Origin of the sequence: Nostoc sp. C117 (genome assembly GCF_043099735.1) — a bacterium.
In the GTDB taxonomy this organism is placed as follows: domain Bacteria; phylum Cyanobacteriota; class Cyanobacteriia; order Cyanobacteriales; family Nostocaceae; genus Nostoc.
Genome location: NZ_CP170991.1, coordinates 1813118 through 1825511 on the forward strand (window position 1 = coordinate 1813118; position 12394 = coordinate 1825511).

Below are 12394 nucleotides of genomic sequence, written 5' to 3' on the forward strand. Positions count from 1 at the left end.
AAAAATCCTAACTCTTGTAAAGACGCTTAATCGGGTCTCTACTTCTAACTTCTAACTCCTAATTCCTGCCTTTTTTCAGCAATAATAGATGTTGATTCGTGACGTAAAACTCGCTTTAGCACTTTACCAGTCGAGTTTTTGGGAATTGAATTTACAAAGTTGATTGCATGAGGAACCTTATAAGCTGCCATCCTCTCATAGCAAAAATCAATAATTTTTTCTTCTGTGATTGTGTGACCAGTTTTGAGAATAATGTTTGCTTTGACAATCTCGCCTTTAAGAGGATCGGTAACGCCATATACAGCTACTTCAGCAACTACCGGATGTTGATAAATAACATTTTCAATTTCTGTCGGATATATCTTAAATCCAGAAACAATAATCATGTCTTTTAAACGGTCAAAAATGTAGAAAAAACCGTCTTCATCCATGCGACCAATGTCACCAGTATGTAACCAACCATTTTTAATCACTTCTGCGGTTTCAAAAGGGCGATTCCAATAACCAAGCATCACATTGGAACCCTTAATCGCTATCTCACCTAATTCGCCTATTTCTACCTGATTACCATCACCATCGACAACCTTCATTTCTACATTTGCGATAGGAGTTCCAACACTTCCTAGTTTGTAGTTGAAGTTGTGGTTATAACTGGCAAATGGTGATGTTTCAGTTAGACCATACCCTTCATGAATAACAATTCCAAACTTTTGATACCAAAGTTGTGCTATTTGTGAGGGCATAGGTGCTGCTGCTGAAAAGTAATAACGAATGCTTTTGAGGTTATAGCTAGAAGTATCCATATTCAACAGTTTAATAAATACTGTCGGCACCCCAAACAACATTGTTATTTGATGTTGAGTGATAGTTTTTAGAACTTGGTCTAGGTCAAATCTTCGTTGCAATACAATCGTTGAACAGCCAGAAATACCAGCATTTAGAATCGCATTTTGTCCAAAACAATGGGATAAAGGTAGAAAAAGTAATAAGCGATCGCTCTTTTGAATCCGATAACAACAATTCGCACAGTAGCTATTAAAAAGAATATTGCCGTGAGAAAGTGTAGCACCTTTGGGAAAGCCTGTTGTGCCTGATGTATAAAGGATACTCGCCGGAGCATCACGATTCATTTCAACGGCGCGTGCCTCAGGAGAAGATTTTGTCATCAATTGTGTTAGGCTAATACCTTTATTGGCTCTACCTTCGGCAATTAAAATATGTTGGAGTTCCGGTAAGTCTGGCTTTTGAATATACTCCGTTTGTGACTCTGTTGTAATAATTGCTTTGGCAGCACAATCGTTGAGAATGTATCTCACTTCATCGGTTTTGAGCATGATATTGATAGAGACAGCGATGGCGCCAATTTTCAGAATGCCAAGATAAGAAATCACAAATTCTGGAATATTTGGCAAAAATAAAGCTATACGATCTTTACGCCTAATACCTAAATCGCGTAAACCGTTAGCAACACGATTTACCATTTCATTAAGGTCTTGGTAAGTTAAACATTGTTCTTCAAATATTAAGGCAGGTTTATTGGGAAAAAGGTAGCAACTAAGCTCTAGGTTTTGGGCAATATTCATTATTTAATCTCCTTGGTGTCTTAATTCGTAGTTTGTAGTTAAAAAATTTGGTGTTGCTGATGGAAGGATGAATTAGTCTCACGCAAAGGCGCAAAGACGCAAAGAAAGAAGGGAGTATTTATATCGAAAAATGTCAATTCATACTCTGATTCAGCAACACAAAGTTACGAATTATATTGACTTTAAGTTTGAAAAAATATGGTCAACTGCTTGTACAATTAAACCGCCAGCAGCGATATCAGCTGAAATCCGGGCAATATGCTCATCTAAGGACTGCTCATTGTCGTTCCAAATGTAGGGACGCAGAGGTGTTGGTCGTTTTCCAACTACTTCGCAGACTGCTGTGTATAACTGCACAGTACTAGGGGAGAGGCATGTACGTGCGTCATAATGACCTGTCATTTTATATGTGCGGAGGTCAACAGCTTGAACTCCAAACATGAGCGCGATCGCCATATAATTCTGAAAGATGTCTACGGAACGACGTGTCAAATTTGCGGAAATATAGCCTTGACTGTTGATATTTTGATTAAATTGCTCGGCGTGGGTAGGAAAGCGATCGGCTAAGGAATTTCCATAGAAGCTCAATAGTGGCATAATCGAGTTTCCACTGATTTGTAAACCTTTGAGTCCCATATTGACTTTGCGATCGCTATTACCAACTAAAGAAGGTGGTAAGCCGTTGCTAAACTCAGGCGAGACAAGCAGTGCAATCTGCACATCGATGTGTTTGGCCAATAGCCCGATGTAATAACGTAGGCGATCCATTGTCACACCAACATACTGTCCGAGAAAATTACCGCCGTGATAACTTGCTTGGTTCTCGACATCAATCAGTGGGTTATCAGTAACTGAGTTCATCTCTACTTCGATTTGCTTGCTAATCTCCGATAATCCATCAACGATTGGCCCGATGAACTGTGCAAGACAACGCAGAGAATAACGATCCTGTATCAAGTCTTTACCACGGTATTCGTGCTTACCATCTAACTCTTCACGAACTAAATATGAATCTTTCAGCAGGGAAAACATTTGATCTGCTGTCCATAGTTGACCGGGATGTGGTTTGCACTGATGAATAAACGGATGAAAGGATTGATTCGTTCCGTATAAACCTTGGATGGCTAAGGCGTGTACACCCATTGCAAGAGCGAGTAAAACTTTCGCATCATAAACACAATTAGCTGCAATACCTGTCATGACTGAAGTGCCATTCATCATTGCTAAACCTTCTTTCGGTTGCAATTGCAACTTTGGCAAATTCAACCGAGACAAGGCTGTAACGGCATCCATTTCTTTACCGTCGAAGTCAACTTTAAAGCTAGGATCTAGACCAATTAATGCCCCAGTAATGTAGGATAATGGCACCAAATCACCACTAGCACCGATGGAACCAAATTCATAGACATGGGGTGTAACGCCAGCATTGAGGAAACTTTCAATCCGCTGAATTAGTTGGAGACGGATGCCAGACGCACCATACAAATGTGAGTTTGCACGTAAGAGCATAGCTGCACGTACATCTGCTAACGGCAATCTGTTTCCTGCACCCGATTTTAAAAACCAAATTAAATTGGTCTGAAGTTCCCCTGCTTGTTCGCGAGATATAACAACATCCGCCATACCGCCAAAGCCAGATGTTACACCATAAATTGGCTGTGCATTTTCGACTGCATTATTAATGTAATCACAAGATGCTTGAACACCCCGAATGACATTGACATTATCAGTTAAACGTACTTGTGTGCCATGACGGGCAACACTTACAACCTCGTCGATTGTGAGACTGCGATCGCCTACAGTTACAATTGAGTCTGAACTGTTAGTAAAAGGTATTTGCCAAGAACGTGTTATGTTCTGTTGTAGAGATGTTAGATTCTTCATACGCGAGTTATTTTAACTGGTAATATGGACATTGCAAAAGACAAATTTCTCTTGATTTTGGCTAGATGATGAAGAGAAATTTGCATAACAATAAATCTCGAATCAGATTAATTCTTGAAATCATCCAAAGAACCCCACTCAAAAATTGCAGCACCCCAAGAAAGTCCTGCTCCAAAGCCAGCGAAAGCGATAACATCATGTGCTTTAATTTGTCCTCGGCGAACAGCTTCATCCAAAGCCAAAGGAATTGAAGCAGCAGAAGTATTTCCGTAATTTGCTAAATTACTAATGATTTTTTTATCAGGAATTCCTAAACGTTCAGCCACAGCGTCTAAAATTCGCTGATTAGCCTGATGCATCAACAACCAGTCTACTTGTTTAACATCAAGACCTGCCCTAAATAGTGCCTTTTCAATAACTTCAGGGACTTTTTGAACAGCAAATCGATAAACTTCTTGTCCATTCATTGAAATAGGTTTATATGTACCTTGTCCAACGCTGATATTATCAACAAGTACTTTCTCTTCTTCCTGAAATTGTAATTTCAAATGCTGACTTTGCGTGCCATCAGTATGAAGTTGAAAACCAAGGAGACAATCATATTCACTTGCTTGTAAAACCACTGCTCCTGCTCCATCACCAAACAAGATGCAAGTACGTCGGTCAGACCAATCTACCCATCTTGAAAGAACTTCAGCGCCAATGAGAAGAACATTTTCATAAGTCCCAGTCCGCATAAATTGGGCAGCAGTTACTAAACCAAAAACAAAACCAGAACAGGCTGCTGTTAAATCAAAAGCTACAGCTTGAGTAGCTCCGAGCCGAGCTTGAATTTGACTAGCATTACCAAACAAATCATCAGGAGTAGATGTAGCTAAAATAATTAAATCTATGTCTTGTGCTGCTATACCTGCCATTGCTATGGCTTTTTGAGCAGCTTCAGTAGCCATAGTTGTGAGGGAATTCTTGGGTGGAAGAAGATGGCGATGGTGGATTCCTGTGCGAGATTTAATCCAATCATCAGAAGTAACTACCATTTGGTTAAGTTGATGATTATCTAAGCACTGATGTGGAACCGCAGAGCCAGTCCCTGTTAGAACAACACCTTGTCTTACTAAGGATTTCATCTGCTTTAATTACTAATTATTTTTTCTAACTTAAATCTTTGATTCTGTTTAATTTTGTAAGGTGCGTTATAGACGTTATAAGCTGATGCGTGTCTAAAGTATATAAACAGTCTTGATGGTCGTTGACTGCTAACTGTTGACGGTTAATGGTTAACAGTTAACAGTCATCAGGTAAATGTACAAATTAAATGCCTAACAGCTTACCATTTATTTATGAACTGCACCAAACCCTTTTAACTTCTTTCTTTGTGTCCTTTGTGGTTCGTTTTTCTTTCTTCTTTCTTGTACTTACATTGGTATTAGTCCTAACCCGTCTAAAATCTAGGATGGAGCGTTAGCCTAAGGCATAACATACCCTACTAACTCCTAACTCTGAACTCCTAACTCAAATTTTTTAAAAGCTAAAGAGACATTATGACCTCCAAAGCCAAAAGAGTTAGAAAGAGCAACATCTACCCTTTGACTTCGGCTTTTGTGAGGAACATAATCCAAGTCACACTTTGGATCTGGCTGCTCTAGATTAATTGTTGGTGGGATTAAATCAAGAGCCACAGTTTTGACAGTAGCAACAGCTTCGATGCCTCCAGAAGCGCCCAAAAGATGACCAGTCATTGATTTTGTGGAACTAATGGGAATTTGGAAGGCGCGATCGCCAAGAGCTTTTTTAATCGCTAAAGTTTCTATGGCATCATTAGCTGAGGTGCTAGTACCGTGAGCATTGATATAACTTACTTCGTTAGGGAACACGCCACCATCTTTTAAAGCTAGTTCCATAGCTCTCATCGCTCCCTCTCCGCTAGGAGTTGGAGCAGTCATGTGATAAGCATCGCAAGTCAAACCATAACCAACAATCTCTGCATAGATTTTAGCTCTACGACCAAGAGCGTGTTCTAAATCCTCTAAGAATAAAATACCTGCGCCTTCTCCCATCACAAAACCATTGCGATCGCGATCGAATGGACGAGAAGCACGGGTGGGTTCTTCATTCGTGGTTGATAGCGTTTTGGCAGAACCGAATGCAGCTATCGATAGAGGTGTAATCACTGCCTCTGTACCACCACAAATCATTGCTATAGCATGACCTAACTGAATTGAACGAAAAGCTTCTCCAATAGCATTCCCTCCCGCAGCACAAGCCGAAACAGTGCAAAAATTTGGACCTTTGGCTCCAGTGTAAATTGCTATTAATCCAGATGCCATATTAGCTATTGTCATCGGCACTGTAAAAGGACTACAGCGTTTAGGCCCGTGAGTCAGGTAAATTTTCTCTTGTTCCTCTACAGTATAGAGGCCGCCCATACCGTTGCCCACAATAACACCCACTTGAGTAGCATTAGAGTCATTAATTTCAAAACCAGCATCGGCGATCGCTTGAAAACTTGCAGAGACTCCAAATTGAGCAAAACGAGATATATGCTTAACATCTTTGCGTTCTAGATAATCATAAGGGTTAAAGTCTTTAACTTCACCTGCAATTCTACAAGTATGCAAAGAAGCATCAAATTGGGTAATCAAATCAATTCCACTCCGTCCTGCAATCAATCCTTCCCAATATTCTTTGACGGTATTTCCTAATGGGGTAATAGCTCCCATACCTGTAACTACAACCCGCCGGATATTTTTGCTAATCATAACTAAAACTCAAATAAAAACTTTCTGATTGATGTAATTAACGATTTGTTGTACCGTTACAAGCTGATTTGCTTCCTGATGAGGAATTTTTGTATCGAAAGTATCTTCTAATATTTGGAACATTGCGATCAAGTCTAAATAATCAGCTCCTAAATCTTGAGTAAGATTAGCATCTAGGGTAATTTTTTGTTGTTCATTTACTAATTCTGCGGCAACAACAGCTTGAACCTTGTTAAATATATCTTGTTGGGTCATAAATAACCTCTTGTGTTTGATAGATTGAAATATTTATTCAGAAAAAAAATTGGATGAGAACACTTATAATATAAGTCTATTAAAATATAGTTGCAATGGAGTTTTGTTTGAAAAATGAGGAGATATATTAGACATAATTAAATATATTTTGATTGATATTCTTTCTTCCTAAAATTAAGATTTTATATAAAATATCCCTGAATTATTTAATAACTCAGGGATAGATATATTTTCTGTTACTCTATATTTAATTAACTAAATGAAAGATTTTACCAGAACTGTTTTTAGATATTTATTAGGAATTTTATCACAAAATTCCACAATTTTAGGAATTTGGAATTCTGCTAATCGTTCTTGACAATAAGAAAAAATCTCTTGTTCATCACACTGTTCTGATTCTTTTAGGACAATAAGAGCTTTGACTAGTTCACCAGGGTAAACACCTTTAATACCAAAAACGAGAGCTTCTTTCACTTTTGGGTGCTTAATCAAAATATTCTCTACCTCTATCAGATCTACCTTGTAATCTTGGAAGACAAATGGCATCTCTACTGGTACAACATTTTGGATAAATGGCTCCAGTATGACCAAGGTTGAGCCATTACAAATAGCCGGCAATAAACAGTTTTCTAAGGTGTGAAGATGAGACAAAGGCAGAATAAATTTCTTCTATTTTAGACAAATGATTGAGGGGAAGAACAATGGCATTTAAAAAGGCGATCGCGTAAAAACTAATCAAAAATTCTGGATAATTAGGTAAGAAAATTGCAACACAATCTCCTCTCACAATACCAATTGAATTTAACTCCTCAGTGAAACTTATAATTTCAGAGTAAAGCTCTTGATAGCTGATTTTAATCTTTTGATAGACAATTGCTGTCTTTTGAGGATAATTCAATGCAGTCTCAGTTAATATTTTAGTCAACATATGAGTGTTTGATTCCTCCAAATATTACATAAAAATCTGAAAAAAAGTAATTTATTGATTTACAATTTGTTGAGGATTTTACAAATAACTAACATGATTATTACCTGGCTTGTTTGAGTTAGGATTTAAACCCTAACTCAAACATTGATAAATGTTGACTATTCATTGTTAAATCATCTAAAAAGGACTAATTTTAATGAACCGCTATGCTACAAAATCACTTGATTTCAGCAAGTAGACAATTAATCCAAAAAGGATGAAATTTTCCTGGGTAATATAATCTTCTATTTACCCAGAAAATATCTGGAATACTTAGGAAATACACTATTTTTGTGATGATATCTTAAATGCAGGTTTGCCATCTTCTAAAGTTAAAAGAAGATAACATTTGCCAAATGTATCATCATTCCAACGATGGACGGGAATTCCTGAACAACCTAAAGATTCTGTCATAACTTTTGGTAAGTCTTGTAACGTAATATTTTTGACTGAATTCAATGATGAAATAGCTTCTGCAAGTATAAGAACTGAACCAATTTCACTTAACCGTCTACTTTCTAGTGAAATGGTATTACCATGTTGAAGCTCATTTAACTCGAATTCAGATACATTTAATCCAAGAAGATTGAAGCCCTTCTGAATTTCAGGACTTCCGATTTGAGTTGATGCAGACTTAATTGGAGTTGAGATAGACATAATTTCAGAAGTTCCGATTTGAGTTGATACAGACTTAATTGGAATTGGAATTGCAATTGATGGAGACATAACTTTTAACCTGTGGAATGATGTAGTTGGATTAACTTTTAAGAAACACATTGTATAAACCTTGCCTAGTAAGGATTTGAGGTTTTTAATTTTAATGTGTTTATTTCTGATGTTGGAAGATAAAAAAAGGGTTTGTGGAGGCTTATATCTTGTACCACCTTTTTCATCCGCCAATAAATGTATTTCTTCGCTCAGCTATTAGCTTTAGTCTGCTTGGCTATGCAACCCCGAACTTTACTTCAATGTGTACTCAGGGGTAAGTGCAAAACTTTAGATGCTAATTCAACAATAGCTGATTGGAGTTGAAATGTAGAGGCTTAGCAAATAGTTGCAAGTTATTTATCAAACAGATTATTTTGACAACCTTTGAGGTGTAATAAGATAGTTGTCGTTATGAGGAAAATGGCACTCACTGACTAATAAGAGATTAGGCATAAATAAATTAAAGTTTGTAGTAAGGACTAAAGTCCTTACAATCCTGGAGAAGCGATGAATCGCTCACTACGAACTAGGATTTTATTTTATATTTAATTATGCCTATCTACTTAACACTCTCAAGAGTCTAAATTAGATTTCTGCTTTATAACTAAAAAGCAGTGCCTGAATTTCTTTTTTTTGTTGTGAGCGATGAGTTTTTAAGTTGCTAATACCGAAAAAACTTGCAACTAATATACTAGCTAGAAAAGATGAAGGTTCGGGAATAGGAGTGACTTTAAATTGTGTCACCAATCCAAGAGTAGAACTAAATTTTGGATTAGCATTGACAGCATTAGCATCACCGGCAGCAATCACTGTAGATACAGAATCTCCCAAGACAAACTCGCTATCAAACCTGTTACCTGTAATTTCAGGTGTAAACTTTTTGTACTCTAGTAATAAGTTACCTTCTCTAGGATCGTAGATAAATGGTTTTGTGAAATTGAGAACAATATCAAAGTTTTTTGGCGAACCGGCGAGTCCAATATTTTGAGAACTTGCTTTCCATTCTCCATCAAAAACTTTTGTATAGTTCGCGCCAATGTTCTCTTCAAAAACACTGCTTAACGCATCAGGATTTCGTGTTGTTGTGGAAAAGTAAAATTGGATATCTCCAATTGTAAAGTCAAAAGGTGTTGTGTTTGACTCATCAGGACGCAAAGCAAGTTGAGAGATTTCTATAGGTGCAGAACCAAACTGTGAAGCATCATAAACCTGTTGAAATCTTGATGGAAATGGAATGAGAAAACCAAGTCTAGAATTACCTTCTCTATCTTGTAATTGATCTGTTGATACGAAAGATGCTGCTTGAGCTGCATTAGTAATTCCTACAGATAATAATGCTACTTCTACAGTAAGCATTGATAGTTTATTTAAGATTCTCATTGATTTAAGCTCCAACAGAGTAAATGTTTAGCTCGATTTTATACTATTAAGCTGTGCCAAACCAATACAGTCCAGTTAATGTTTAAAATTGAAGTTTATGTACATTAATTTTAATTTCTTAACCAAAACTAAAACTCTGCTTAACTGAAATGTATTGGTATGAAAATAGTACATTACGGTACAAATAAAGCTACCAGCTTAATCTTTATTCAAAATCGAAGTTAACTGCAAAATCAGGACTCAGCGTTAATGAAAGACCATTCAACATCTTCAGATTGAATATCTGTCACGATATTTGGCTCTGGGAAGACTGCAAGAAAGAATCTATTCACTAACTGCTGCCAATTTTCCCACACTAGTATCCACCACGGGAACAAGAATGGATACTCTACTTCCTCGACTCCCAAAGCCTCACATTGCTGTTTCCATTCACGTTTGCAAAACTCAAGGTATTTACCATTTCCTCCTTTTTCTATCATCGATTTTGATTTTTTCGCAGATGTCCGTAGAAGAAATTTCTTGATATCTTTATTAGCAACTAGTAATTTTGAGAGTGAACCCATGTGATAAGAAATGTTATATCCGGCATTTTCACTTGTTGGGAGTAGAGGTATAATTTGCTCAAATTTACTTGGATTAATTAAGCTCATAGCAAACACTCTGGCTGCTATCTTTGTCAGTAATAATGTACTGCCGCTTGTCATCAGCTTAGTTGCTTTCGTAGTCATACCAAACTCAGGATCTTGATCTAAAACGAAATTAGTTTTTTTGTTAACCCAAATCCAATTTACTGCCTCAAATGGAGGATAAACTTGTTTGAAAACATCCATTTGTCCTTCAAAGCCCACGCACTTGAGAATAATATCTGCCTCAACTTGACTACCATCACTAGTGATGACACTATTGCTATCTATAAAGTCAATACTGCCTTTTTTAAATTCAGCTTTACCTACTTTATGTGCTAAGAAAATAAAATCTGAAATGATGGGAACAGTTCTTTGGTTAATAGAAAAACCATCCAAGTTTTCTTTCATAAAATTAGTTCCAGCCCAATCATACATTTTCCAACTCATTTTTAATAGAGGAGCTACAGGAGCTAGTCTCATAGAGTTGAGCCAAAACATTACCATACGCGGTAAAACTATATTTATTGTCTTGGCGATGATAGTGACATGCGTGGCGCCGTTAAGCAGCGCAGTCCGAGCATTTTCCATCGCAAAAGCACCGCAACCGATAATTGCAACTTTTTTACCACGGTATTCGGAAATAGGCATATCATCTGAAAGTCCGTAGCGAATTAAGCCTTGAAAATTTTCTTCTCCAGGGAAGTGAACTGTACGCCGTTTATGCAGTCTACCGCCAGCATAGTAAATGCCATCTACTTCTAATGATTTGTTACCATTATCGTGTTTGTAATGCACGCGGTATTTGCTATTGGAAATATCTTCTATGGAGAAAACTTCTGATTTGAAGATGATATGTTTAGCAATCCCATGTACATTGATGAAGCGTTCAGCATGAGCTAAAATTTCATCTCTAGGTGTAAACTCACTTGGTAATCCATTAGGATAATCCATCTCAAAGCGATATTCTGGTTCGGGGATTTGTACATAGCTTGACTGATTAGCAAAGGTTCTCCAAACTCCTCCTGTAGCATCATTTTTATCGAGGATAACAAATTCTATCCCTGCATCTTGAAAAATCTTTGCTGCTGTGATACCTCGGAAACCTGCTCCAATAATGGCAATTTTTTTGGGCTTTGTTAGTTGTTGCATTGATTTATTCTCCAAAGTAGTATTTGACCAATTGAATTGGCAGTAGTTGTGTATTTTGAATTTTGTTAGGTAAGCTTTTTTCGAGTTTCCAAATATCTTTGGAAGATGAATATTCAATTCATCAATCTGTGCATTAATATCACAGGAGCTTGCTGTATTTTTTGTTGGCAGAAAAATTTTATATAGGAATCCCATTTTAATTTTGAAGATTTAAGCTGATTGAAACGTTGCTAGGCTTATAAATATATCTAGCAAGACTCAAATGGGATTCCTATATTTCAATCAGGTTCAGTTAAGATTTGATCCTCCCTAACCATATTTAAAAAGGAGAGAATTATAGTAAGCTTTTTAAGATGGTTAGGGAAATCTTCTAAAGTTCAATACTACTAACATCAAGCATCTTGTCTTATGTTTTACATTCATGATGTTAGTATTAGTTGCACCTGCATAAATCTCATAATGTTGATGCTCGCTCTACACGGGTTTTCAAGGCTTGATTCATTGCTTCAAAACCAGCCCGTGAATTACCTTCTAAGCTTCTTTTAAACAAGGGTACTAGCAATCCAGAAAAGAATTCACTATGAAAAAGCTGTACTGAATTGGTTCCAGTTTTTTCGAGATAAAAAACATGTTCTGCATCCAAAAGTTTAGGAAGTAGAAACTTTCCTAACCAACGAAATTCTTTCTGTGGCTCTGCTTTCAGAACTATGGGTGTGAATGTCATGCCTTTAGAACCAGGGGGCTTAATAAAAACATTTAATCTAGCTCCAGTTCTAACATTTCCAGTTGCCCGAAGAATGAATGGATTCCACTGAGGATAACTGGCTAAATCTGTAAGTTGTTGCCAAACTTCCTGGGCAGAAGCTTGAATTTCTATTTGGGTGTGTATTTGCATACGAAACATTTGAATACCTCTCGAAACTAATTAGTGTAAATGCCAATCTGTCTATATAGCCGTATTCAGAAAAATGGCATTTTTTGACATAACATTTGCTGAAGTTGGCTTTGCTACATACAGCCGCAAATCTTGATATTGAATTCGTAGAGATTGACTTGCTTTATTTCGGAAAACTTTATTTTGCA

The 12394-nt window shown here is 37.0% G+C and carries 11 protein-coding genes; all 11 read right to left on the minus strand.

What is annotated here, in order from left to right; genetic code table 11:
• Positions 1-44: 44 nt before the first annotated feature.
• Positions 45-1583, minus strand: a complete 1539-nt coding sequence (locus ACFG4S_RS08635) for a class I adenylate-forming enzyme family protein (protein WP_392534401.1) — start codon at positions 1581-1583, stop codon at positions 45-47.
• Positions 1584-1754: 171 nt separating this feature from the next.
• A complete protein-coding gene (hutH, locus tag ACFG4S_RS08640; protein ID WP_392534402.1) occupies positions 1755-3467 on the minus strand; it encodes a histidine ammonia-lyase in 1713 nt (570 codons plus the stop codon).
• A 107-nt stretch (positions 3468-3574) separates the two neighbouring features.
• Positions 3575-4594, minus strand: a complete 1020-nt coding sequence (locus ACFG4S_RS08645; RefSeq protein ID WP_392534403.1) for a beta-ketoacyl-ACP synthase 3 — start codon at positions 4592-4594, stop codon at positions 3575-3577.
• 366 nt (positions 4595-4960) lie between these two features.
• Complete coding sequence (gene fabF / locus ACFG4S_RS08650; RefSeq protein WP_392534404.1) at positions 4961-6226, minus strand: beta-ketoacyl-ACP synthase II; 1266 nt, start codon at positions 6224-6226, stop codon at positions 4961-4963.
• A gap of 9 nt (positions 6227-6235) precedes the next feature.
• A complete protein-coding gene (gene acpP / locus ACFG4S_RS08655) occupies positions 6236-6481 on the minus strand; it encodes an acyl carrier protein (RefSeq protein WP_392534405.1) in 246 nt (81 codons plus the stop codon).
• A 255-nt stretch (positions 6482-6736) separates the two neighbouring features.
• Positions 6737-7099, minus strand: a complete 363-nt coding sequence (locus tag ACFG4S_RS08660; RefSeq protein ID WP_392534406.1) for a hypothetical protein — start codon at positions 7097-7099, stop codon at positions 6737-6739.
• On the minus strand, positions 7083-7409 hold the full coding sequence (locus ACFG4S_RS08665; RefSeq protein ID WP_392534407.1) for an AMP-binding protein: 327 nt from the start codon (positions 7407-7409) through the stop codon (positions 7083-7085). Before ACFG4S_RS08665 ends, ACFG4S_RS08660 begins: the two co-directional genes overlap by 17 nt.
• 324 nt (positions 7410-7733) lie before the next feature.
• On the minus strand, positions 7734-8348 hold the full coding sequence (locus ACFG4S_RS08670) for a hypothetical protein (protein ID WP_392534408.1): 615 nt from the start codon (positions 8346-8348) through the stop codon (positions 7734-7736).
• A gap of 393 nt (positions 8349-8741) precedes the next feature.
• A complete protein-coding gene (locus ACFG4S_RS08675; protein WP_392534409.1) occupies positions 8742-9551 on the minus strand; it encodes a hypothetical protein in 810 nt (269 codons plus the stop codon).
• 218 nt (positions 9552-9769) lie between these two features.
• The gene (locus ACFG4S_RS08680; protein WP_392534410.1) at positions 9770-11506 is read right to left on the minus strand and encodes an FAD-dependent oxidoreductase; all 1737 of its coding nucleotides are present in this window, start codon (positions 11504-11506) and stop codon (positions 9770-9772) included.
• 259 nt (positions 11507-11765) lie between these two features.
• Positions 11766-12215: an SRPBCC family protein gene (locus tag ACFG4S_RS08685; RefSeq protein WP_392534411.1), complete on the minus strand. Its 450-nt coding sequence runs from the start codon at positions 12213-12215 to the stop codon at positions 11766-11768.
• Positions 12216-12394: the final 179 nt, after the last annotated feature.

Excerpts from the sequence above, each read along its gene's own strand:
- ACFG4S_RS08665 (WP_392534407.1), bottom strand. The coding sequence starts at position 7,409 with ATGTTGACTAAAATATTAACTGAGACTGCATTGAATTATCCTCAAAAG.
- ACFG4S_RS08635 (WP_392534401.1), bottom strand. The coding sequence starts at position 1,583 with ATGAATATTGCCCAAAACCTAGAGCTTAGTTGCTACCTTTTTCCCAAT.
- hutH (WP_392534402.1), bottom strand. The coding sequence starts at position 3,467 with ATGAAGAATCTAACATCTCTACAACAGAACATAACACGTTCTTGGCAA.
- ACFG4S_RS08680 (WP_392534410.1), bottom strand. The coding sequence starts at position 11,506 with ATGGGATTCCTATATAAAATTTTTCTGCCAACAAAAAATACAGCAAGC.
- fabF (WP_392534404.1), bottom strand. The coding sequence starts at position 6,226 with ATGATTAGCAAAAATATCCGGCGGGTTGTAGTTACAGGTATGGGAGCT.
- acpP (WP_392534405.1), bottom strand. The coding sequence starts at position 6,481 with ATGACCCAACAAGATATATTTAACAAGGTTCAAGCTGTTGTTGCCGCA.
- ACFG4S_RS08645 (WP_392534403.1), bottom strand. The coding sequence starts at position 4,594 with ATGAAATCCTTAGTAAGACAAGGTGTTGTTCTAACAGGGACTGGCTCT.
- ACFG4S_RS08685 (WP_392534411.1), bottom strand. The coding sequence starts at position 12,215 with ATGTTTCGTATGCAAATACACACCCAAATAGAAATTCAAGCTTCTGCC.